Source organism: Rhodococcus sp. IEGM 1307, assembly GCF_030056915.1.
Lineage (GTDB): Bacteria > Actinomycetota > Actinomycetes > Mycobacteriales > Mycobacteriaceae > Rhodococcus_F > Rhodococcus_F opacus_D.
On the sequence record NZ_JASHKW010000007.1, the window covers coordinates 266,849 to 290,232 of the forward strand.

The following is a 23,384-nucleotide window of genomic DNA, read 5'->3' on the forward strand; positions in this document are numbered from 1 at the left end:
CTCCGCGGGTTCAGGCCACGCATATCGGCGCGGTCGAGCGAAGATTCACACAAATGTCTCATCAATGTGCGGGTCGTGACCACGTCGAAGTGAGCTACCTCACAATAGATTGCCACGTCATCGCCCGGACTCGCCGACGGAAGGCAGGATGAGAGGAGGAAGCAGTTTCGTACAAATCGTACAAGAGGAGTCAGAACAGTGGGCCAGGTCAGCGCGAGCAGTTCGATCACCGTCGCAGCCACACCGGAGAAGGCGCTCGCGGCTTTGACGGACTACGAGACGGTGCGTCCGCGCATCCTCTCGGAGCAGTACCTGGACTACCGCGTCCTCGAGGGTGGGCAGGGCGGCGGCACCGTCGCGCAGTGGACGTTGAAGGCCACCGAGAAGCGGTCCCGCGACATCAAGGCCACGGTCACCGTGGCGGGCAACACGATCACCGAGACGGACGCGAACTCGTCGCTCGTCACCACCTGGGTCGTCGCCCCGAGCGGCAGCGGTTCCACGGTCACCACGACCACCGAGTGGAAGGGCGCGGGCGGCATCGGGGGCTTCTTCGAGAAGACGTTCGCCCCGCTGGGTCTGAAGAAGATTCAGGGGCAGGTGCTGGCGAACCTCGAGCGCGAACTCGCCTGACGCGACGCCGGTTCGCTCCGGCGCCGTCGGCGTGAGTCCCACGGCGGCGTCGGTGCCGGACCGCACCGACGGTCACGGTCTACTCTGGCAGGGGAAACAGCAGAAAGGACCACGTCAGTGCAACCAGGTGGACAACCCGACATGTCGGCGCTCCTCGCGCAGGCACAGCAGATGCAGCAGCAGCTGATGGCCGCCCAGCAGGAGATGGCCGAGGCCGAGGTCACCGGGCAGGCCGGTGGCGGACTCGTGACCGCGACGGTCAAGGGAACAGGTGAAGTGGTCGGTCTGAAGATCGATCCGAAGGTCGTCGATCCCGACGACGTGGAAACTCTGCAGGACCTCGTGATCGGTGCGATCGAGGACGCGTCGAACAAGGCGCAGGAGATCGCGGCGCAGAAGCTCGGTCCGCTCGCGGGCGGATTCGGTGGGGGAGGCCTGCCCGGTCTCCCCGGTTTCTAGAGGCGCGGCGTGTACGAAGGTCCGGTTCAGGATCTGATCGACGAGCTCGGCAAGCTGCCCGGCGTCGGGCCGAAGAGCGCTCAGCGCATCGCGTTCCACCTGCTCAGCGTCGAGCCGCCGGAGATCGACCGGCTCAAGAATGCGCTGCAGCGGGTGCGCGACGGCGTCCAGTTCTGCGTGGTGTGCGGCACGGTCTCCGACAAGGAGCACTGCCGCATCTGCGCCGATCCGCGCCGTGACCGCACGGTGATCTGTGTGGTCGAGGAGCCGAAGGACGTCCAGGCCGTCGAGCGCACCCGCGAGTTCAAGGGCCGCTATCACGTTCTGGGCGGTGCGCTGGATCCGCTGTCCGGGGTGGGCCCCGATCAGCTCCGTATCCGGGAGTTGCTCGCGCGCATCGGCAATCAGGAGGACGGCGTCGACGTCTCCGAGGTGATCATCGCGACCGACCCCAACACCGAGGGGGAGGCCACCGCGACGTATCTGGTGCGGATGCTGCGGGACTTCCCCGGGCTGACGGTCAGCCGGCTCGCGTCGGGTCTGCCGATGGGCGGCGACCTCGAGTTCGCCGACGAGCTCACGCTGGGCAGGGCGTTGTCGGGGAGACGCACGCTGTGACGTCGGATCCGGGCACTGCCGCGCCGGTGAAGCGGACGGCCGAGCAGTCACGGTCGCTGATCGTCGACGCGGCGGGGCGGGCGTTCGCGACGCGTCCGTACCGGGAGATCACGCTCAAGGACATCGCCGAGGACGCCGGGGTCAGCGCACCGCTGATCATCAAGTACTTCGGGTCGAAGGAGCAGCTGTTCGACGCGCTCGTCGATTTCCGTGCCGCCGCGGAGATCGTGTTCAGCGGTCCGCTGGACGGTCTCGGTGAGCGGATGGTGTCGATGTTCGCGCGGCCGCTCGAACCGTACAAGCCGCTGTCGCTGAACATCCTGTTCATGAGCGGGCCGAGCGAGGAGAGCAGCCGCAAGCTTCGCGCCAACTATTCGGCGCAGATGATCGACGCGCTGGCCGAACGACTGCCCGGGCGGGATGCCCGGTTGCGCGCCGAACTGGTGATGTCGATGCTGACGGGTCTCGCCGTCATGCGTCGCAAGATGATGCAGGAGCATGCGACGGGCACCCCGGAAGAGGTGGTGGCGCACTACGCCCCGCTGGTGCAGGAGTTGCTCGACGGCTGAGGGCGGATTGTCCGGCTTGCGGGGTAAATGGTTGTTCACCTAATCTGGTGAACAACCATTTACCAGCTGTGCAAGGGGTGACGCTTGACGATCTCGTTGCCGCGCCCACTGTCGGCGCTTGCGGATCAGCCGGTCGCACCGCCGGACTCTGTCGGCGGATCGCGTTACCTCTTCCCGATTCTCGCGTTCGCGGGCGTGTTCCAGGCCGTCCTGCAGACCGTCATGGTGCCCCTCCTGCCCAGCATGCCGGCGTTCACCGGCGCGAGTCAGACGTCGGTGTCCTGGCTGATCACCACCACCCTCCTGGTCGGCGCGGTCGTCACCCCCATCTTCGGCAGGCTCGCCGACATGTTCGGCAAGAAGCGGATGCTTCTCGTCGCCTTCGTCTTCATGACGCTCGGAGCGTTGATCTGCGCCGTGACGTCCGACATCGCGTTCCTGATCTTCGCGCGGGGACTGCAGGGGGCAGGCGCCGCCGTCATCCCGGTCGGAATCTCGATCCTCCGCGACGAATTGCCGCGGGAGAAGGTCAACGGCGCCATCGCCATGATGAGCTCGACCCTCGGGATCGGCACCGCGCTCGGACTGCCGTTCGCGGCGTCCGTCGCCGAGTACTCCAACTGGCACGTCCTCTTCTGGGTCATCGCGGGAATCGGGCTCGCGGTCACCACGGCCGCGGTGCTGTTCATCCGCGAGTCCGAGGTGCGGTCCGGTGGGCGGTTCGACGGCGTCGGCGCCGTCGGTCTCACCGCGGCCCTCGTCTGCCTGCTCGTCCCGATCACCCAGGGCAGCTCGTGGGGCTGGGGTAGCCCCGCGGTGCTGGGCATGTTCGCGTCCGCGGTGTTCCTGTTCGCGCTGTGGGGACATCAGCAGCTGCGAAATCGGAACCCGCTGGTTGACCTGCGGGTGTCGGCGCGACGGTCGGTGCTGCTGCCGCATGTCACGGCGCTGCTCGTCGGGTTCGCGTTCTACGGAAACGCCCTCATCACCACCCAGTTGCTGCAGGCGCCCCGCGGAGACGCCGGCTACGGCCTGACGATTCTCCAGGCCGCGGTGTGCCAGCTGCCGACGAGTCTGTCGATGATCGTCTTCGCGCAGGTCGGGGCCCGGGTGTCCGAACGCTACGGGTCGAAGGTGACGATCCTGTCGGGCGCGATCTGTCTCGTCCTCGGCTACGCGCTGCACACGGTGCCGCACAAGGAGTTGTGGATGGTGATCGCCGCGCTCGGGGTCGCGGCCGTCGGCACCTCGCTGGTGTACAGCACGCTGCCGATGCTGATCGTCCGGGCCGTGCCGTCCACGCAGATGGCCGCGGCCAACGGCGTCAACGTCCTGCTGCGGACGATGGGTACCACCATGTGCAGCGCGGTGGTCGCGACGGTCCTGGCGGCGAGCATGGTGGGCGGTGTCGCCTCGGCCGCCGGTTTCTCGATCGCCTACGGGGTGTGCGCCGTGCTGGCGGTCCTGGTGTTCGCGGTCTCCCTGGCCCTGCCCGGGCACGATCGGGTGAAGAAAAGTCCGGTAGAGCCTCTTGTGACGTAGATCACTCGCGTGTATCGTCAGTGATGCGGATCGAGGAAATGTACCTGTGAGCAGAGAAAACTCGAGAAGCAGAGATCCGGCCGAGAATGCAGAAGCATTCCCGGCCGAACCCCTGTCTGGGGTCTTTACTCCTCCATCGATTCCGCGATCTGCTTGATGGCGGCCAGCCGGCGATCCCACTCGGCGCCGATCCGTTCCAGCCTCCGCGCCGTCTTGTTGAGCTCCGCGCCCAGCGCGCGGTAGCGGATCTCGCGGCCCACCTTCACCGACTCCACCAGTCCGCAGGCCTGTAGCGCATTCAGATGCTTCGCGATGGCCTGCCGCGACACCGGAAGCCGGGTGGCGAGCGACGACGCCGACTGGTCGGCCCGCCCGAGTTCGGTGAGGATCTCCCAGCGGGTTTCGTCGGACAGTGCCGCGAACACCGAGGCCAGTTCGGCGTACGTGCCCACTGTCATGCCTTCACGCCGTGCAGGTACGCGACCAGTTCGTCGAGTTCGGCGTGCCAGCCCTGGACGTTGCCCTCGCGGGCCCGCTTCTGGTCGGCCACGTCGCGGTCGAGGGTGTCGAATCCGGTCTCGACGACTGTCAGTTCGGTGCCGGATGCGTGCTCGGAAAGCGTGAACCGCACCAGGGTGGAGTTGCCGATCACCGGGTCGGCGTCCATGTCGGCGGCCCAGCGGAAGCCGAAGGCGTTCGGTTCGTCGACCTCCGTGACGACGGCGTGGGCGGTGCCGTGCTCGTCCCAGGTGAAGGCGGCCTTGCCGCCGACGCTGAGGTCGAGCGACGTGCGCTGTCCGAACCACTGGCTGATCTTGTCGGGATCCGTGATCGCCGCCCACACCGCCGATCTCGGGGCGTTCACGACGACGGTCCGGGTGATGCTGCTCGATGCGTCCATGGTGGGTCACCTTTTTCGACGACGGTTGATGTGCAACTTTATGGTTGCACTCTTTTCGTCGTTCTGCAACCCTTCGGTTGCGCTCCGCACGTGAGTGCCGATGTGCGCCCGGGGGCGCATTCTCACTCACATGGGTTATCCACAGGCTGTGGAAAAAATGGTGGGAAGGGGCGGTTCCTGTCGGGGCGGGCCGACACCGTTCCGAGCATGGAACACGACTCATGGCAGACCATTCTCGACGCCCAGGACGGCGTCGTCACCACGGCACAGCTCCGGGCGCACGGCGTCAGTGCCACCGCACTCCGACATCGTGTGGTGTCCGGCCAGTGGCTGCGGGTGCTGCCGCGCGTCATCGCGGTCACCAACGGTCCGCTCACCCGCCCGATGGCCCTCTCCGCCGCACTCCTGTACGGCGGCCGGGCGATCCTGAGTCACCGGACCGCGGCCGAGGAATGGGGACTGCTCCGCGTCGACGACCCGTCGGCACCGGTCCACATCACCGTCCCCTACAACTGCTCGGCGGTGAATCAGGGGCCGACGGTCCGCTCACCCGGCGGTCCGCGCCCCACCTCGGTCGGCAACGCACTCGTTCATGGTGGCGTCGTGGTCCATCGGTCCCGCGCATTCGAGCACATCTCGGTCCCGTTCCGCCTGCCACGGACGTCGTTGGCCGACACGGTGATCGACCTCGCGGTGTCCGAGGCCACCCCGCGGGAGGCGGCCCTCCGGTTCATCGAGGCCGCCACGAGTGGCAAGGTCCACGTCGAGGTGCTCCGGCGGAAACTCGAGGTCCGGCGTCCACACCGGTATGCGACCGACATCGCCGACGCCGTGACGCTGCTCGGCGACGGCGTTCAATCGGCCCTCGAACATCGTTACGCACTCGACGTCGAACGGGCGCACGGGCTGCCGAGCGGGAAACGTCAGATGCCGCACGTCGTGGACGGCCGGATTCTGTACGAGGACGTCGATTACAGCCCCATGGGTGTGCCGCTGATCGTCCGGCTCGACGGGCAGCAGTATCACAGCGCGCAACAGTCCCGCTTCCGTGACCGTCGGCGCGACAACGCGGCGGAGCTGGCCGACCGTCCACGGCTGGTCTACGGGTGGGAGGAGACGACCCGCGACCCCTGCGGGGTATTCGAGGAAGTGCGCCGGGTGTTGGTCCGCGAAGGATGGGCCGATAGGTCGCGCCGCTGTCCAGCCTGCCCACGTGAGTGAGAAAGGGTGCCCGGCCACTCTTTCTCACTCACCTGCGGAGGTGAGTGAGAAAGAGTACGGGACGACGCTTTGCCACTCACGTGCTCAGACGCGCAGGCGCTCACGGCGCAACTGCGCGACCTCGGGCAGGTCGAGGGGCGCGAGTTCGTCGACGCCCAGCGCCCGTTTCAGGAGCAGGTCGGCGAGTTCGGGGTTGCGGGCGAGCGCGGGTCCGTGCATGTACGTGCCGATCACGGAACCCTGGACGACGCCTTCGAGTCCGTCCCCGACGCCGTTGCCGACGCCGTGCGTGACCCGGGCCAGGCCGCGGGCATCGGAGCCGAGTGTGGTTCCGCCGCGGTGGTTTTCGAACCCCGTGAGCGGCTGCGTCAACCCGTCCATCTGTGGTGTCGTGATCACTTCACCGATGGAACGGGTCGCCTGCGGGGACGTGGTGACGTCGAGCATCGAGACACCCTCGACGCGTTCGCCGCTCGACGTCTCGTACCAGTTGCCGAGCACCTGGATCGCGGCGCAGATCGCCAGGACGGGGGCGCCGCGTTCGGCGGCCTTCTGCAGTCCGGGGTACTTGGCGAGGTGCCGGGTGGCGAGGCGCTGCGCCGAGTCCTCGGCCCCGCCGAGCGTGTACACGTCGAGGGACTCCGGGACCGGGTCGTTCAGCGTGATCTCGACGATCTCCGCGTCGTATCCGCGCATGCGCAGTCGCTGCCGGAGGATCAGGGCGTTGCCGCCGTCGCCGTAGGTGCCCATCACGTCGGGCAGCACCAGGCCGATGCGTACGGTCGAGTCAGGCATTGCGCGCCTCCTTCGCGATGGCGGTGTTCAGGTCGCGGAAGGCGGTGTAGTTGGCGAGCACCTCGACGCGTCCGGGCGGGCAGGACGCGATGGCCCGCAACGGGTTCGGGTCGAGCGTGTGCTCGACGCCGGCGTACGTGAGACGGACGGCCAGGTCGGTGCCGCGTTCGCCGGCCGCCACCACCTTGACGCCCTCGAAGTGCTCGAACCGCACGTCCCACAACCAGGACAGGTCCTCGCCGTCGGGAACCTGCCCGTTGACGGCGATCACGAGTCCGTCGACGGTGGGGTCGATCATCGACAGCGCTTCCTGCCAGCCGGCGGGATTCTTGGCGAGCAGCATGTGCACGGAGTGCGACCCGACCTCGACGGTGCTGTAGCGGCCCGCGACCTCCTGGACGGTGGCTGCCGCGGCGACGGCGTCCTCCGCCTTCGCGCCCATCGCGACCGCCGCGGCGACGGCCTGCGCGGCGTTGCCGCGGTTGGCGCGCCCGGGCAGGGCGAGTGTCATCGGGATCTTCAGACCGTCGGGCCCGTACAGGTTTTCGTCGTCCAGCCACCAGTCGGGGGTCGGGCGCGCGAAGTCCGAACCCGTGCTGCGCCAGTGCGAGCCCTCCCAGACGATGGGTTCACCGGTGCGCGGACAGCTGGCGGCGTCGCTGGCCCATCCGCCGCCCGCGGCGACCCAGACGACGTTCTTCGCGTCGTAGGCCACCGAGGTGACGAGGACGTCGTCGCAGTTGGCGATCACAACGGCCTCCGGGTGCGCGGCGACGCAGGCGCGGAGTTTGCGTTCGATCATGTTGATCTCGCCGACCCGGTCGAGTTGGTCGCGGCTGAGGTTGAGCAGCACCAGGGCCTCGGGGTTGACCGCGTCGGAGACGTGCGGGACGTGGAGTTCGTCGACCTCGAGGGCGGCGAGGGGCGCGTGGACGCGGGTGCTGAGCGCCGCGACGATGCCGGCGTCCATGTTGGCGCCATCCGCCTGCGTCGCGACCTCACCGAGGGTGGAGAGCGCCGCCGCGGTCATCCGGGTGGTGGTGGACTTGCCGTTGGTGCCGGTGATCACCGCGGTGCGCCGGCCTGCGCCGAGCTGCTCCATCAGTGTCGGGTCGATCTTCAGGGCGATCAGTCCGCCGATCATCGAGCCCTTGCCCCGGCCCGCCTTCTGCGACGCCCACGAGGCCGCCGCCGCTGCGCGCAGGGCGAGCTTGCCGCGCGTCGTGATCCCAGTTCCAGTACTCACTCCGCGAGTTTTGCACAGGGTCCGGTCAGACGCCGACTCGCGCGGGGGCAGGTGAGTGCGAAAGTGTGCTCGGACGCACCCTGCCACTCACCTGGGTGGCGGCGGCACCGGCGATGACGACGACCCCGCCGATCAGCGACAGCATGCTCGGCTCCTCGTGCAGCACCAGCCAGGACGCCCCGATCCCGACGATCGGAACCAGCAGGGAGAACGGTGCGACCATCCCGGCGGGGTAGCGGCTGAGCAGTGCCGTCCACAGACCTGAGCCCGCGACCGTGCCGAGAATCACGATGTAGGCGAGGCCTGCGAGCGCGAGCGGGCCGGTGCCCTCCAGCGACGACGTCAGGGAGTTCCAGCCCGCGGACGGTCCCTCCACGCCGAGCGACAGCGCCAGCATCGGCAGCGGCGGAATGACGCACATCCACAGCATCAGGCGCATCGGCTGATCGGACGCGGCCTTGCGGTTGCCGATGTTGCCCACCGCCCACGACAGTCCCGCGAGCAGCGTCAGGGCCACCGGCAGCAGCGCGGCGTGCTGGGCGCGGTCCCAGCCGATGAGGGTCATTCCGGCCATCGCCACCAGGAGTCCGCTCACCTGTGCGGGCCGCAGTCGCTCCCGCAGCAGGACCGCGCCGAGGACCACGGTGAACGGTGCGGACGACTGCAGGACCAGCGATGCCAGCCCGGTGGGCATGCCGACGTGCATGGCCCAGAAGAGGAAGGCGAACTGGCCGACGCCGAACCCGAGGCCGTACACCAGCAGCCACTTCAGCGGGACCTGTGGCCGGGGAACGAACAGGATCACCGGGATCGCGATGACGAAGAATCGCAGCGCGGCGAAGAAGAACGGTGGGAAGTGATCGAGGCCCGCGCGAATGGCGAGGAAGTTGAGCCCCCACAGGACGACGACGGTGAGTCCGAGCAGCCGGTCGCGGGAGGTCATGCATTCCATCGTGAGGGCCTGAAATGATCAGGACAAGCGCATTAAAGTGCACTATCAATGTAGTTTTGCTACATGGATGCGACCCGGTTGCGCGTGCTGCGCGAGCTCGCGGACCGCGGCACGGTGGCAGCGACCGCGCAGGCGTTGTCGATGACGCCGTCGGCGGTGTCGCAGCAGCTCAAGATCCTGTCGCGGGAGGCCGGGGTGACCCTGCTCGAACCCGCCGGCCGCCGGTTGCGGCTCACGGACGCCGGTCAGGCGCTCGTCGTCCGCGCCGACGACGTCGTGGCCGCCCTGGACCGTGCGGCGGCGGAGATGAGCGCCTACCGCGGTTCGCCGCGCGGGCGGGTGCGGGTGGCGCTGTTCCCGTCCGGCGCCGCGCTGCTGCTGCCCGGACTGCTGGACGCGCTCGAAGGCAGTGGGGTGGACCTGCAGGCGCGCGACGAGGACCTGCCCGCCGCCGCGGTGCCCACCCTGCTCGCCGATTACGACGTGGTCCTCACGCATCGCGACGAGCGGGCCCCGGACACGTCCTCGCCGCGGGTGACGGCCGAACCGCTGATGCGCGAACCCATCGACCTCATCCTGCCGCCGGGCCATCCGCTGGCCGGCCAGGATGCGGTCCGCCCGGACCAGTTGGCGGACGAGCGGTGGATCAGTGTGCGCGGCGGGTTCCCCGTCGACGACGTGCTGATGTCGGTGGCCGCCGCGACCGGTGTGCAGCCGCATGTGGTGATGCGCATCAACGACTTCCGGGTCATCGAGGAACTCGTCGCCGGTGGTCACGGCGTTGCCCTGCTGGCCCGCCACGCGGTGACGAACCGCTCGGTGGTCCAGCTGCCGCTGGCCGGGGTGCGGGCGGCCCGTATCTACGAACTGGCTCGGCGGCCGGCCGCCGACGACGTCCCCGCGGTGGCGACGGTGCTGCAGGCGTTCCGGGACGTCGCGGCGCGGATGCGGGACTGACCCCCGACAGCACGAAGGCCCGCACCGGGGCGGGCCTTCGACGGTGACGGTGCGGGGTCAGGCCAGCGCCTTGGCCTTCAGCGTCTCGTACTCCTGCTGTGTGATGGTGCCTGCATCGAGCAGGGCCTTCGCGTCCGCGATCTGCTCGGCCGAGGACTTGCCCGCCACGGAACGGATGTAGCTGTCCTGGGCCTGCTTCACCTCCTGCGCGGCCGCCATCGACCGCTGGGCCATGCCGTCGCTCTTGACGATGAGATACACCAGCGCGGTCAGCAGCGGGATGAAGAACAGGAAGATGATCCAGATGGCCTTCGCCCAGCCCGACGTCTTATGGTCGCGGAACAGGTCGGTGATGATGGAGAACAACAGGATCAGGTAGGCCACGAAGCCGAAGGTGACGATGATCACCCAGAGAAAGTCCCAGAAAGAGTCCATTGCAGCGCTCCATTCACAGTCGAATTCACTCTGCGCTGACTATCGCACCGGGTCGGGGCACCCGCGTCATCCGAAACAGGTGAAATGCGGCCGGTGCGGACTCCCCGCCCGCGGTGGCGGAAACGCCGAACGGCCGCGACACCGGTAGGTGCCGCGGCCGTTCGGGTGGGGACTACTTGCCTGCTTCGACCGCCCGGCGCATGCCGCGCTCGACCGCACCGATGATGTACGGACGCAGTTCGACGGCCGGGATGACGGCGTCGACGGAGCCGACCCGCTGTGCCCGCTGGATGTTGTGCACGGCCTCGAACTCGGCCGCGACCTCACCGAGCTTCTCGTTGCGCACCGCAGCCTGCTGGGCCGCCAGCTCCACCCGCAGGTGAGCCTGCTGGGCGTCGTTCTGGGCGCCCGCCAGGTTGGCCTCGAGCTCCCGGATCGACGGGTCGGCGGCCACCCGCGAGTTGACCTCGCGGGTGAACACCACGGCCGCGGCGGGGGCACCACCGAGGACCGAGGCGAACGAACCTTCGACCGCCAGCACCTCCATGTTGTCGTTCAGTGCTCCGGAGAACACCACGAACGCGCCACCGTGGTAGCGGGAGACGACGCAGAACACGATCGGGCCGTCGAAGTTGACGATGGCGCGGCCGATCTCGGCGCCGTACTCGAGCTGGATGTGCCGCAGCGAGTCCGGGGAACCGTCGAAGCCGGACAGGTTGGCCAGCACCACGAGCGGACGGCTGCCGCTGGCGGCGTTGATCGCCCGGGCCGTCTTCTTCGACGACTGCGGGAACAGCGTTCCCGCGGTCCACTGGTCGGGACCGTTGGCCGGCGACCATCCCTTACGGGCGATGGCCCGCGACTCGATGCCGATGACGCTCACCGGGTAACCGCCGAGGTGCGCGTCGAACACGACGGACGTGTCGGCGTCCGCCATGTCGGCCCACCGCTCCAGCACCGCGTGGTCCTGGTCGACGAGCGAACGCATCACCGTGCGAATGTCGAACGGCTTCTTGCGTTCCGGGTTCGTCTCCGCGGAGAAGATGTCGCCGACCGTGGTGAAGTCGCTGGACGGGTGGATGTGCGGGAAGGACCGCACGTCGCGCCCGATCGGGTCGCTGGTCTGCGCCCGACGCGGGAAGCGTTCTCCGGCAACGACGTACGCGTGGTCGTAGTGCGCGAACAGGATCTCGCACGCGGCGGGCAGGTTCGGCGCCCAGTACTGCGCCTCACCGTTCGGGCCCATCACGCGGTCGTAACCACCGATGCCGAAGTTGTCCTCGGCCGAGACGCCACCCGAGTAGTCGAGCGAGTTCTTACCGGTGAGCACCATGGCACTGTCCGGCGTCATGACGAGGATGCCCTTGGTGTGCATCAGCATCGTGGCTTCGGCGTTCCAGTACGGCTGCGCACCGACGTTGATGCCGGCCACGATCACGTTGACCTCGCCACCGTTCTGCGTGAACGTGATGAGGCGACGCAGGCCGCGGGACACCCAGTCCATGTTCTCGGTGCCGCTGTCCATGGAGATCGTCGCGCCGGACGACAGCGCGAACCACTCGACCGGGACACCCAGCTTCTCGGCCAGGTCCACACCGGCGACGAGGCGGGCGCACTCGGCTTCCGCGACGGTGCCGAGGGCCTTCGTCGGGTCACCGAAGAGCGCGACGCGGGTCATTCCCTCGGGATGCCGGTCGGTGCGGGCGGTGACCAGACCGACGACGAGGCCGGCCTTGTTCTGACCGTACGGACGCTCGACGGGAACCAGCTGGCCCGTCTCGTCCAGGTCGTGCTCGACGAAGCTGCCGTCGCGGCCGGTGAGCAGCGGGATCAGCTCGTACGGGTAGACGGTGCCGCGGGCACGTGAGCTGCGGACCTTCTGCGTGTACGCGTCGAGCGGCTGCAGCGGCTCGGTCGGCGGTTCGGTGACCTTGACGACCACGCCGGCACCGGTGCGGTAGGAGAAGCGCAGAGCCTTCTCCCGCGACTCCGTGCCGGGCTCGCCCTGGAGCCGGGCGATCACGGTGATCTCCTCGAGTCCGGCGCCCGCGGTGAGCGGTGCCGCGACCCGGGCGAACGCCTCGAGGTCCTCGACCGGGACGTCGATCTTCGGCCACACGTACAGCACGACGCGGTTGGCGTCGAGCTTGCGCTTGCTGCCGCGCGTGGCCTGCGCCCGGCGGATGCCGTCGAGGCACGACTGCAGGACGCGTTCCGCGGCGGGAACGCCGATGACCTGGCCGTCCTCGTTGCGGACCGGCGTGATGTCGCGGATCTCGGCGAGCGCGATGAGGCGTTCGTCGGTGGGGTTGTCGCGCGAGACCAGGTTGAACAGGAACGTGTCGGCGACCGCGGGGAGGCGGGTGCCGTCGAAGTTCTTCAGGCGCCACAGGTCGAGTCGCTGGCCGGTGAGCGGGTGCATGTCCCGGATCAGCTTCTCTTCCGCGAGGACACCTGCGTCCGGGCGGTACGTGAACTTGCGGACGTCCACGTCGGTTCCGCCGAAGACGGACACCGTGACCCGGCGGCACGTCGCGGCCAGCGGCAGCGCCGTCAGCGCCTTCCGCAGGTCCTCGGACATCGTGTTCGGGTCGGCGGGCGGTGCGGTCCACGACAGGTAGAGGTCGAGGACGAGGTTCTCGGGGTTCTCCGAGGCGACGGCACCGATCTCGTCGAGCGCACCGGGCAGTTCGGCGTACTCGGCGACGGCCGACACCAGGTTGAGGCGCTCGCCGAGCAGATCGAAGTTGCCGGTGACGAAACGCCGTCCGTTGCGGTCGAAGGACGTGACGTTCTCGAGCGTGCGGATGTCGTAGTAGCGACGGGTGACGACCTCGAGCAGCGGCCCGACGGTGGTGCTCTTGCGTGCGATCCGCTGCCCGAGGAGCTCGGTCAGCGACTGCGGGGTGGCGACCAGTGCCTCGAGGCGTTCCTGGTAGTCGACGGCGTCGGGACGCTCGGCGAGGTACTCGAGGCTGCCGCGGACACCGTCGTAGACCTGCTCGCGGGCCTTGCGGATCTGCGGCTCGTCGAAGAACCGGAACCGCACGTTGCGGGCGACGTTGCCGATCACCGGGTAGCGGACCTGGGTGGCGATGATCAGCCGGTCCAGGACCTCACCGAGTCCGCTGGGTGCGCGGCCGGGAGCGTTCTTTTCGTTCAGCCACCGATCGAGCAGGGCGGCGATGACGGGAACCTGGTTGTCCATGCGCTGCTGCGCGAGGAACAGGCGGTAGACCGCCTCCTCCAGCTCGGCGGTGCGCTCGAGGTCGGTGACGTCGTAGTGACGCAGCGCCCGCGACAGCCGGGTCGTGAACGACTCGGGCAGGCCTTCGAGCTCGACGTCGAGGGTGTGGAGGTAGGTGTGGAAGTGCTCGCGCGGGCTGTGGACGCGCTCGTCACCGTCCTCCTCGGCTGCGGTCGGACGGTTACGTCCGATCTCGCAGATGTCCGCGAACGTGTTCAGCAGGGCGAGTTCCGCCTGCACGAGATCCGGGTCGCCGGCGATCTCGGCGCGCAGCTTCTCGTAATCGGCGAGGAGAACACCGGCCCGCTTCGCGCTGACGTCGTAACCGGTGAGCAGTGCGGCGAGTGCGTCGATCTGCTCGAGGGCATCGGCCCGGGTGTTCCCGTGCGAAGCGGGAGAACCGAGATCGAATTCGACGCGAGGCGACTTCGGAGCGGTGGACTCCTCGGAGCTCTCCTCGACGCGCAGCAGTGCCGTTCCGGCGTCGACCTGGGAGTTGACCATGGCGAGAACTTCCCGCACCCGGCCTGCGACGGGGGCGCGGACCGCGGTCTCCATCTTCATGCTCTCGAGGACGACCAGCGTGGCGCCGACCTCGACCTCGTCGCCGACGGACACGGGCACCGCGACCACGACTGCGGGAGCCGGTGCGCGGACGACGCCGGCCTCGTCCTGGCTGATCTGGTGGCTGATGCCGTCGACCTCGACGAGGTACTGGGCGCGGCCTGCGACCGAGACGACGTGGTGGCGGCGGTCGCCGATCACCAGACGGCTCTCGAACTCGCTGAGGCGGTCGACCTCGACCTCGGTCTCGGGGGCGTCCCCGTCGACGCGGTAGGTGTGGGCGCCGACCTGCGTGACAGTGAGTCCGTAGGCCTGGCCCTGGTAGCTGAGCTCCACCTTGCGGCCGATGGCGTGGCCGGCGCGGGGGCGTCCACCGCGAGCGGACGACAGGAACGCCTCACGCTCGAGCTTCTCCTCGGCGTCGTAGACGTCGATGGCGGCGGCGATCAGGGCGACGTCCGCGGTCCGGGACGGGACGTTGGAGTTGCCTGCGTCGGTGCGGTCCAGCCAGCCGGTGTCCGCGGACGCCGAGATGACCTCTTCGCGGTCCAGCAGGTCCAGCAGGAACGACTTGGTGGTGGTGCCGCCCTGCAGCACGACCGTGGTCTCGCGGAGCGCGGTGCGCAGACGCGCGAGCGCCTCGGAGCGGTCGCGACCCCAGGCGATGACCTTGGCGACCATCGAGTCGTAGTCGGGCGGGATGACGTCGCCCTGGGCGATGCCGGTGTCGACGCGGAGACCGCTGCCGAGCGGGAACTTGAGCAGCTGCACGGCGCCGGGCGCGGGAGCGAAGCCGTTGGCGGCGTCCTCCGCGTTGAGGCGGGCCTCGACGGCGTGACCGAACTCGGGCGGGCAGTCGCCGACCAGCGGCTCACCGCTCGCGACGAGGATCTGCAGCTTCACCAGGTCGATGCCGGTGGTGGCCTCGGTGATGGGGTGCTCGACCTGCAGGCGGGTGTTGACCTCGAGGAACGTGAACGTCTTCTGCTCGGGCTGGTACAGGTACTCGACCGTGCCGGCGCCGCGGTAGCCGGCGGCGCGCACGAGCTCTGCGGAGACGGTGCGCAGGTGGTTCGACTGCTCGGCGGTGAGGAGCGGGGAGCTGGACTCCTCGATGACCTTCTGGTTCTTGCGCTGGATGGAGCAGTCGCGCACACCGGGAGCCCAGACGTTGCCGAAGTTGTCGGCAATTACCTGTACCTCGACGTGGCGTGCGTCGGTAACCAGTCGTTCGATGAACACGACGGGGTCACCGAAGGACCGCTGGGCCTCACCCTGGGTGCGTTCGAGCGCGAGTTCGAGTTCGTCCTCGGACCACACCTTGCGGATACCGCGGCCACCACCACCGGAGCGGGCCTTGATGATGAGCGGGTAGCCGATGGCCTGGGCGTGACGGCGGGCGTCGGCGCGGGTGGCGACGGGGCCGCCGCTCCACGGCGCGACCGGGACCTCCACCTTCTCGGCGAGGAGCTTGGCCTCCACCTTGTCGCCCAGCAGGCGCATCGCTTCGGCGGGCGGGCCGATGAACGTGATGCCGAGCTGCTCGCAGACCTCGACGAACGCGGGATCCTCGGCGACGAAGCCCCAGCCGACCCACACGGCGTCGGCCTTGCTCTCGCGCAGCGCGCGGGCCAGCTCGGCGTGATCGAGGTAGGCGGTGCCGGTCTTGACTGTGCGCAAGCACACACCCTCGTCGGCCTGCCGAACGAACATCGCGCGGCGTTCCGCCTCGGTGTGCAGTGCGATCGTGCGGATGCCGTAGTTGTGCTCGGCGTTCAGTTCGCGCACCGCACGAATCAGGCGGACCGCCGCTTCGCCGCGGTTGACTATCGCTATTCGCTTGAACATCTGTTATCGCTCCGTTTCCGTAAAACTCATTGATCCGCAGAGTGTTTCGATGGCCAAGGCCATGTCCGCCGAGGACTGGGTGCCGCCTTCGCGGACACGTGCACCCCTGCACAACCCACTTGACTAACTCCAGGGGCGCCCCGAACGCGATCGTCGGACCTGCGCCATTGCGGGTCCGCTGCTCGGGGAATGCGAGCATAACGTCGAAAATATGTACCCGCGCGTAACTTCTGCGAGGCCCCGATCGGCTTGTCAAGCGTTCAAGGACTTGCGTGTCGACCCTACGAGAGAGTAATAACGCCGGAATTCCGTCGAACTGGGCGTCCTCCGTCGAGGTATCTGCAACGCTTTGTCACAGAGTCGTTTTCGTCCGGTTCCTCGAGAAGCTCTCGGGGAAGGGAACTTTCACGCGGATGTTACTGACGGTTCACCTTCGGGTCGGCGGACGCCGGTTCGGTCGCGTGCGCCACTGCGCCCCGCACACCCACGTGTGCCTCGCGGTGCATTCGGTCGACCATGTGCGGATAGTGCAGTTCGAACGCCGGCCGCTCGGAGCGGATGCGCGGCAGCTCGGTGAAGTTGTGCCGCGGCGGCGGGCAGGTCGTCGCCCATTCGAGCGAGTTGCCGAAACCCCACGGGTCGTCCACCGTGACCACCTCGCCGTAGCGGTAGCTCTTGAAGACGTTCCAGACGAACGGCACGGTCGACGCGCCCAAGACGAACGCGAACACCGTGGAGACCGAGTTGAGGACGGTGAAGCCGTCCGAGGGCAGGTAGTCGGCGTAGCGGCGCGGCATCCCCTCGGCGCCGAGCCAGTGCTGGACGAGGAACGTGCCGTGGAAACCGGTGAACGTGGTCCAGAAATGCCATTTGCCGAGACGCTCGTCGAGCATGCGGCCTGTCATCTTCGGGAACCAGAAGTAGATGCCCGCGTATGTGGCGAAGACGATCGTCCCGAACAGCACGTAGTGGAAGTGGGCGATCACGAAGTAGCTGTCGGTGACGTGGAAGTCCAGTGGCGGGCTCGCGAGGATGACGCCGGTGAGGCCGCCGAAGATGAACGTGATGAGGAAGCCGAGCGAGAACAGCATGGGGGTCTCGAACGTCAGCTGCCCTTTCCACATGGTGCCGATCCAGTTGAAGATCTTCACCCCGGTGGGCACCGCGATGAGGAACGTCATGAACGAGAAGAACGGCAACAGCACCGCGCCCGTCGCGTACATGTGGTGCGCCCACACGGCGATCGACAGGGCCGCGATGGCGATCGTCGCGTAGACGAGACCGCTGTACCCGAAGAGCGGCTTGCGGCTGAAGACCGGGAAGATCTCCGACACGATGCCGAAGAACGGCAGCGCGACGATGTACACCTCCGGATGGCCGAAGAACCAGAACAGGTGCTGCCACAGCAGCACGCCGCCGGTGGCCGGGTCGTACAGATTGCCGCCCAGGTGGCGGTCGACGAACAGCCCCATCAGCGCTGCGGTGAGGATCGGGAACGCCACCAGGATCAGGATGCTGGTGATGAAGATGTTCCACGTGAAGATCGGCATCCGGAACATGATCATGCCCGGGGCTCGCAGGCAGATGACGGTGGTGATCATGTTGACCCCGCCGAGGATGGTGCCGAGACCGGACAGCGCCAGCCCCATGATCCACAGATCGGCGCCGACACCCGGCGCATGCAGCGCGCTCGTCAGCGGCGAGTATGCCGTCCAGCCGAAGTCCGCGGCACCGCCGGGGGTGATGAAACCCGCAATCGCGATGGTGCCGCCGAACAGGAACGCCCAGTAACTGAACGCGTTGAGACGGGGAAACGCGACGTCGGGGGCGCCGATCTGCAGCGGCAGGATGTAGTTGGCGAACCCGAACACGATCGGCGTCGCGTACAGCAGCAGCATGATCGTGCCGTGCATCGTGAACAGCTGGTTGTACTGCTCGTTCGACAGGAACTGCAGACCCGGGACGGCGAGTTCGCCGCGGATCAGCAGGGCCATCAGACCGCCGGCCATGAAGAACGCGAACGACGTGATCAGGTACAGAATCCCCAGGTCCTTGGGATCCGTCGTCGTGATCATCTTGTAGAAGAAGCTGCCCTTGGGGCGGCGCCGGGCCGGATACGGGCGGACCGGAAGATGCTGTTGAAATGCCAGATTCACGACGCCCCCCGAAGGGTCCGAGGCGGTTCGGGTCCGGTGTGGACTCCGTTACCAGGGTAGTCACCCGACGCCCGGAGGGTAGCCGCTTTCCGGGGCCGGAAACGACGCTGCCGCAGGTGCGCGTGATGCGCGCCTGCGGCAGCGAGGGTCGGGAAGCGGTCAGTGCGCGCGGTTGACCGCCGACACCACGGCCCGCAGCGACGCGGTGGTGATCGACGTCGCGATGCCGACACCCCAGACCACGGTGTTCCGTCCGTCGGGAGCGGTCACCGCGCACTCGACATACGCGGCCGCCTGGGCGTCGTCACCGGCCGACATGGCGTGCTCGGAGTAGTCGAGAACCCGCACGTCGAAGTCGATCGTGGCGAGCGCGTCGACGAACGCGGCGAGCGGGCCGTTGCCCGAACCCGAGATCTCGTGCTCCTTGCCGTCGACCTTCACGGTCGCGGTGATGGAGTCGGTGCCGCCGTCCTCCTCGGACGCCGTGACCTTTTGCTTCATCCGCTCGAGCGGCGTGATCGGAGCCAGGTACTCCTCGTGGAAGACGTCCCACATCTCCTTGGGCGACACCTCGCCACCCTCGCCGTCGGTGATCCGCTGGACGGCCTGCGAGAACTCGATCTGCAGGCGACGCGGCAGCACCAGCCCGTGATCGGCCTTCATGATGTACGCGACGCCGCCCTTGCCGGACTGCGAGTTGACGCGGATCACGGCCTCGTAGGTGCGGCCCACGTCCTTGGGGTCGATCGGCAGGTAGGGCACCGCCCACAGGATGTCGTCGACGTCCGCGTCCTGCGAGTCGGCGTCGAACTTCATGGCGTCCAGACCCTTGTTGATCGCGTCCTGGTGGCTGCCGGAGAACGCGGTGTACACGAGGTCGCCGCCGTACGGGTGGCGTTCGTGGACGGGCAGCTGGTTGCAGTACTCGACGGTGCGGCGGATCTCGTCGATGTTCGAGAAGTCGATCTGCGGGTCGACGCCCCGGGTGAACATGTTGAGTCCGAGCGTGACCAGGCAGACGTTGCCGGTGCGTTCACCGTTGCCGAACAGGCAGCCCTCGATGCGGTCGGCGCCGGCCTGGTAGCCCAGCTCGGCGGCGGCCACGCCGGTGCCGCGGTCGTTGTGGGGGTGCAGCGACAGGATGACCGAGTCGCGGCGGGCCAGGTTGCGGTGCATCCACTCGATGGAGTCGGCGTACACGTTGGGCGTCGCCATCTCGACGGTGGCGGGCAGGTTCAGGATCACCGGGTTCTCCGGCGTCGGCTGCAGCACCTCGGTGACGGCGTCGCACACCTCCTTGGCGTACTCGAGTTCCGTGCCGGTGTACGACTCGGGGGAGTACTCCCAGCGCCACTGCGTGTCGGGGTATTTCTTCGCCTCTTCGAGGGCCAGGGTCGCAGCGTCGGTCGCGATCTTCTTGATCACGTCGCGCTCGGCCTTGAACACCACCCGGCGCTGCAGGATGGACGTCGAGTTGTAGAAGTGGACGATCACCTTGTTCGCGCCCTCACAGGCCTCGAACGTGCGCTTGATCAGTTCCGGCCGGGACTGCGTGAGTACCTGGATGGTGACGTCGTCCGGAATCGCGCCGTCTTCGATGATCTCGCGGACGAAGTCGAAGTCCGTCTGGCTGGCCGACGGGAAGCCGACCTCGATCTCCTTGTAGCCCATCCGCACCAGCAGTTCGAACATGCGGCGCTTGCGGGCGGGGCTCATCGGGTCGATCAGCGCCTGGTTGCCGTCACGGAGGTCGACCGCACACCACTGCGGCGCGCGGTCGATGATCTTGTCGGGCCACGAGCGGTCCGGCAGCGACACCGGCTCCACTTCCTCGGAGAAGGAGCGGTAACGGAACGTCGGCATCGACGAATTCTTCTGCGTGTTCCACTCAGGCTGATCGGAGGGAGCAGGCTTGGAAGGCGGCGTGATGGTGCGCGTTCCGGATGTAAAGGCGTCAGCGGGGGACATGGGATTGATCTCCAGGTTCGATGTGGACTTTCTGAGTCCAACGGCTGTGTCGACCGGCGCACGAGAAACCCCGCGACGGGAAGCCAGTCTGGATCAGACCCCGTCGCGGCAACCAAGGAGGAGTGCGCGCTGCATACTCAGCACTGTACTCCGGGCACCATCGTTCGCGTGCCGGGGTTCGAAGTCCGAGTGAGGAGACAGCGGTGGGCCGCAGCGCGACGGTGACATCACCGCTGGTGGCCGCACTTTTTGTGGTACTGCTCACCTCCTGTGCCGGGGTGGTCGAGGGGGCGCCGAGCGTGGCGGGGGTCGGCGAGCCGATCTACGGACTGCCCGTCAGCGATCACAGCCGCGTCGAGTTGGCCGTCGCCGCCGCGGCCCGCGACATCGCCCCGTGCTCCCTGCTCGACGAAAATCTGGTCGCCTCGCTCGGGCAGGTCACCGCGTTCGGTCCCGTCGGCGATCTGTCGACGTGCCACGCCGAGGTGGTGCCACCCCGCGGCACGCCCGCCAACCCCGTCTGGGTCGAGGTGGCGGTGGGCGAACGCGAACCCACGGAAGAAACCGGTGCGGGCGAGGCGACGTCGGGAATCGAGGTGCGTCCCGCGGTCGGCGCACTCCCGGGCACGTGCACCCTCTACTTCGCGCTGCCCCCGGTTCCGGGAGTGCCGGACGACGCCACCGCCCCGGGGCGCTGGGGGCACGTGTCGTATCTCGACGGGGCGGGCGGAACGGGTGACTCCGCCGGCGGCGACGACTGCGCGGAGGCCCGCACGGTGCTCGGATCGATCACCGGCAGGCTGCGCACCCCGGTGCCGGTGCGTTCGGATATCCCTCTCGCGCAGCAGGATCCGTGCAGGGTGGTCGAGAAGATGTCCGGACGGGGCGTCGAGACGTTCACCCCGGGCAGCCGTCCCTACGAGTGTCTCCTCACTCTCCGCGGCGGCGACGCGGCGTCCGTGCAACTGGCCCTGTCGCCCGAACCGTCGCAGACCGGCGGCCCCGAAGCGGTCGAACTCGACGGCAAGACGTTCACGTACTTCCGGGACGCACGCGAATGCCACTACTACTTCTACCCGGGCGCGGTGTTCGACACGAACCTGCCGTCGAGTCCGGTGAGCGAACGGGACAAACGCACCAATCGGCTGACGGCGTCCGTGGCGGCGTCCGCGCCTAGCTGCGACGACGCGGAAACGCTGGTGCTCGCCGCGGCCGAAATGTTCGACTACTGACATGAACACACAGGTCGATGTCGCCCGGGCCTACCTGGACGCGTTGCTCAGCCACGACGGCAACTCGGTGCCCATCGAGCCGCGCGCCGTGCGCTACGAGGTGGGGCTGAAGACGGCGTTCTCCGGAAATCACCTGCGCCGAAGCCTGTCCGGCGGCCCCCAGTACCGGGTGATCCGGGCGATCCGCGACTGTGTGTGGACGGTCGACGGCGACGACGTCACCGTCGACTACCTCCTCGACGCCGGACTGTTCGGCCGCACCCTCGTGACGGTCCGGGTGGTCGAGACGTTCCGGATCCCGCAGGACGACCTGCGTATCCACCGCATCGACGCGAAGATCCGGCGCCCCTGATCAGGGGCGCCGGACCGTCTGTCGCGCAGTATCTTCCGCACGTGAGTGGCATTGTGTGCCCCGGCACGCTTTGCCACTCACGGGGGGTCAGTCGAGCGTTTCGTGCGCCGCGGGAACGGAACCCAGGCGGCCGGCCTGGAAGTCCTCGAACGCCTGCAGCACCTCGGCCTTGGTGTTCATGACGAACGGTCCGGCCATCGCGACCGGCTCGCGGATCGGCTTGCCGCCGAGGAGGAACACCTCGAACGACTTCGTCCGCGAATCCTGCGTGTCGGCCGCGGCGATCGTCAGCGTGTCACCGCGTCCGTAGACAGCCGTCTGCCCCATTCGGATCGGACGTCGCTCCGAACCGACGAGCCCCTCACCCGCGAGGACGTAGGCGAGCGCGTTGAACTCGGGGTTCCACGGCAGCGTCAGGCTCGCGCCCGGTGCGATCGTCGCATGCACGAGGCTGATCGGCGTGTACGTGGACCCGGGACCGTGGTGTCCGTCCACGTCACCGGCGATCACGCGAACGAGCGCGCCGCCGTCCGACGAGGACAGCAGGGCCACCTTCTGGCCGGTGATGTCCTGGTAGCGGGGCGCGGCCATCTTGTTGTCGCGCGGCAGGTTCACCCACAACTGGACGCCGTGGAACAGGCCACCGCTCATCACCAGGTGCTCGGGCGGGGTCTCGATGTGCAGGATGCCGCCACCCGCGGTCATCCACTGGGTGTCGCCGCCGCCGATGGTCCCGCCGCCGCCGTTGGAATCCTGGTGCTCCATGATGCCGTCGATCATGTAGGTGACGGTCTCGAAGCCGCGGTGTGGATGCCACGGTGTGCCCTTGGGTTCACCGGGTGCGTAGTCGACCTCACCCATCTGGTCCATGTGGATGAACGGGTCGAGGGCGGGCAGGTCGATCCCCGCGAACGCGCGGCGCACCGGGAAGCCTTCGCCCTCGTATCCGACGGGTGCGGTGGTGAGCGAACGGACCGGGCGGTCGACGGCGCCGGGGGCGGGTGCGTCGATACGCGGCAGGGCAAGGATGTTGTCGACCGTCACGGCTGGCATGGGGTGTCTCCTCGTACTCAGGTAGTTAATTGTTCAACTACTTCATGGTGTGTAACACCCGCTGCGTCCAGGTATTCCCACAGGGGCGGCTCCGCCGCCCGTGCGCCTTTTTGGTAGCTGCAACAACCAGAAAGGCGCACGGGCGCGAAGCGCCTACTGCCTACTAGTTGAGGACGTTCTCGTGATCGGGGCAGTACCGCGTGATCGCGCCGATGATGTACGGGTAGACGCCGTCGTTGGTGAGCATCGGCGTCCACTCCTCACGCACCCGATCGAGGGGCTTGCCCGCGTCGAGGGCGGTGCAGATCTCGCCGGCCTGATGGACCGCCAGGTCGTCGTCGGTGACGGTCTGGTTGTTCGCACGCAGGTAGGCCAGGTAGTCGGCGGCCGTCTGCGGGTCGTCGGCGACCGAGAAGACTCGGCTGCCGGGGGCGGTGGCGGCGGTCGTCCTCGCCGCAACGGACGCCGAGGCGGAAGTGGTCTCGGATGCGGCGGTGTCGCTGTCGCCACCGCAGGCGGTGAGGATTGCCGCGGAGCAGACGGTGAGGGCGGTCAGAGCAAGGGTGCGGCGCATGGGGCGTGTGATTCCTTTCGAGGCCTGTGACGGCGACGATCGTATCGCCTGCGGGGCCGGTG

At 68.1% G+C, this 23,384-nt stretch carries 20 protein-coding genes; 9 read left to right on the plus strand and 11 right to left on the minus strand.

The window, feature by feature from the left end; all coding sequences use genetic code 11:
* The first annotated feature begins 198 nt into the window (after positions 1 to 198).
* The 5 genes from QM841_RS16115 (at position 199) to QM841_RS16135 (ending at position 3,821) form a co-directional block, all read left to right on the plus strand.
* Positions 199 to 633 carry an SRPBCC family protein gene (locus tag QM841_RS16115; RefSeq protein WP_005248646.1) on the plus strand — a complete coding sequence of 145 codons (435 nt, stop codon included), beginning with the start codon at positions 199 to 201 and terminating at the stop codon, positions 631 to 633.
* A gap of 117 nt (positions 634 to 750) precedes the next feature.
* Entirely contained in the window at positions 751 to 1,092 is a 342-nt protein-coding gene (locus QM841_RS16120; RefSeq protein WP_009477269.1) for a YbaB/EbfC family nucleoid-associated protein, read from the plus strand.
* A 9-nt stretch (positions 1,093 to 1,101) separates the two neighbouring features.
* Positions 1,102 to 1,710, plus strand: a complete 609-nt coding sequence (gene recR, locus QM841_RS16125; RefSeq protein ID WP_005248644.1) for a recombination mediator RecR — start codon at positions 1,102 to 1,104, stop codon at positions 1,708 to 1,710.
* Entirely contained in the window at positions 1,707 to 2,279 is a 573-nt protein-coding gene (locus QM841_RS16130; RefSeq protein ID WP_011596679.1) for a TetR/AcrR family transcriptional regulator, read from the plus strand. Before recR ends, QM841_RS16130 begins: the two co-directional genes overlap by 4 nt.
* 84 nt (positions 2,280 to 2,363) lie before the next feature.
* Positions 2,364 to 3,821, plus strand: coding sequence for an MFS transporter (locus QM841_RS16135; RefSeq protein WP_283332740.1), 1,458 nt, complete (start codon positions 2,364 to 2,366; stop codon positions 3,819 to 3,821).
* Between the two features lie 125 nt (positions 3,822 to 3,946).
* On the opposite strand, the gene QM841_RS16140 is transcribed toward QM841_RS16135, so the two are convergent.
* On the minus strand, positions 3,947 to 4,279 hold the full coding sequence (locus QM841_RS16140; protein ID WP_283332741.1) for an ArsR/SmtB family transcription factor: 333 nt from the start codon (positions 4,277 to 4,279) through the stop codon (positions 3,947 to 3,949).
* Positions 4,276 to 4,722 carry an SRPBCC family protein gene (locus QM841_RS16145; RefSeq protein WP_283332742.1) on the minus strand — a complete coding sequence of 149 codons (447 nt, stop codon included), beginning with the start codon at positions 4,720 to 4,722 and terminating at the stop codon, positions 4,276 to 4,278. Before QM841_RS16145 ends, QM841_RS16140 begins: the two co-directional genes overlap by 4 nt.
* Before the next feature lie 207 nt (positions 4,723 to 4,929).
* Between QM841_RS16145 and QM841_RS16150 the strand changes: the two genes are divergently transcribed.
* A complete protein-coding gene (locus tag QM841_RS16150; protein ID WP_283332743.1) occupies positions 4,930 to 5,943 on the plus strand; it encodes a type IV toxin-antitoxin system AbiEi family antitoxin domain-containing protein in 1,014 nt (337 codons plus the stop codon).
* An 84-nt stretch (positions 5,944 to 6,027) separates the two neighbouring features.
* Here the strand turns inward: QM841_RS16150 and QM841_RS16155 are convergent, their stop codons facing one another.
* The 3 genes from QM841_RS16155 to QM841_RS16165 are packed head-to-tail and all read right to left on the minus strand — an operon-like array spanning position 6,028 to position 8,927.
* Positions 6,028 to 6,738 (minus strand): type 1 glutamine amidotransferase, encoded by a 711-nt coding sequence (locus QM841_RS16155; protein ID WP_283332744.1) that lies wholly within the window; start codon positions 6,736 to 6,738, stop codon positions 6,028 to 6,030.
* Complete coding sequence (locus QM841_RS16160) at positions 6,731 to 7,984, minus strand: Mur ligase family protein (protein ID WP_005253380.1); 1,254 nt, start codon at positions 7,982 to 7,984, stop codon at positions 6,731 to 6,733. Before QM841_RS16160 ends, QM841_RS16155 begins: the two co-directional genes overlap by 8 nt.
* 25 nt (positions 7,985 to 8,009) lie before the next feature.
* Positions 8,010 to 8,927, minus strand: coding sequence for an EamA family transporter (locus QM841_RS16165; protein WP_283332745.1), 918 nt, complete (start codon positions 8,925 to 8,927; stop codon positions 8,010 to 8,012).
* Between the two features lie 72 nt (positions 8,928 to 8,999).
* Between QM841_RS16165 and QM841_RS16170 the strand changes: the two genes are divergently transcribed.
* Positions 9,000 to 9,893: a LysR family transcriptional regulator gene (locus QM841_RS16170; RefSeq protein ID WP_105419659.1), complete on the plus strand. Its 894-nt coding sequence runs from the start codon at positions 9,000 to 9,002 to the stop codon at positions 9,891 to 9,893.
* A 57-nt stretch (positions 9,894 to 9,950) separates the two neighbouring features.
* Here QM841_RS16170 and QM841_RS16175 read toward each other — a convergent pair whose 3' ends face one another.
* From QM841_RS16175 to leuA, 4 genes are all read right to left on the minus strand, one after another.
* On the minus strand, positions 9,951 to 10,328 hold the full coding sequence (locus tag QM841_RS16175) for an SHOCT domain-containing protein (protein ID WP_005253383.1): 378 nt from the start codon (positions 10,326 to 10,328) through the stop codon (positions 9,951 to 9,953).
* A 172-nt stretch (positions 10,329 to 10,500) separates the two neighbouring features.
* On the minus strand, positions 10,501 to 15,987 hold the full coding sequence (locus QM841_RS16180; protein WP_283332746.1) for an ATP-binding protein: 5,487 nt from the start codon (positions 15,985 to 15,987) through the stop codon (positions 10,501 to 10,503).
* A 416-nt stretch (positions 15,988 to 16,403) separates the two neighbouring features.
* Positions 16,404 to 18,143 carry an aa3-type cytochrome oxidase subunit I gene (gene ctaD / locus QM841_RS16185; RefSeq protein WP_283332747.1) on the minus strand — a complete coding sequence of 580 codons (1,740 nt, stop codon included), beginning with the start codon at positions 18,141 to 18,143 and terminating at the stop codon, positions 16,404 to 16,406.
* 159 nt (positions 18,144 to 18,302) lie between these two features.
* On the minus strand, positions 18,303 to 20,111 hold the full coding sequence (gene leuA / locus QM841_RS16190) for a 2-isopropylmalate synthase (RefSeq protein WP_005569596.1): 1,809 nt from the start codon (positions 20,109 to 20,111) through the stop codon (positions 18,303 to 18,305).
* Positions 20,112 to 20,314: 203 nt separating this feature from the next.
* Here leuA and QM841_RS16195 point away from each other — a divergent pair, with 203 nt between their 5' ends.
* Positions 20,315 to 21,343, plus strand: a complete 1,029-nt coding sequence (locus QM841_RS16195; protein WP_283332748.1) for a hypothetical protein — start codon at positions 20,315 to 20,317, stop codon at positions 21,341 to 21,343.
* Position 21,344: 1 nt separating this feature from the next.
* Positions 21,345 to 21,695 (plus strand): DUF8021 domain-containing protein, encoded by a 351-nt coding sequence (locus QM841_RS16200; protein ID WP_009477281.1) that lies wholly within the window; start codon positions 21,345 to 21,347, stop codon positions 21,693 to 21,695.
* Between the two features lie 87 nt (positions 21,696 to 21,782).
* Here QM841_RS16200 and QM841_RS16205 read toward each other — a convergent pair whose 3' ends face one another.
* Positions 21,783 to 22,748 (minus strand): pirin family protein, encoded by a 966-nt coding sequence (locus QM841_RS16205; RefSeq protein ID WP_283332749.1) that lies wholly within the window; start codon positions 22,746 to 22,748, stop codon positions 21,783 to 21,785.
* Positions 22,749 to 22,911: 163 nt separating this feature from the next.
* The gene (locus QM841_RS16210; RefSeq protein ID WP_283332751.1) at positions 22,912 to 23,322 is read right to left on the minus strand and encodes a DUF732 domain-containing protein; all 411 of its coding nucleotides are present in this window, start codon (positions 23,320 to 23,322) and stop codon (positions 22,912 to 22,914) included.
* Positions 23,323 to 23,384 lie beyond the last annotated feature (62 nt).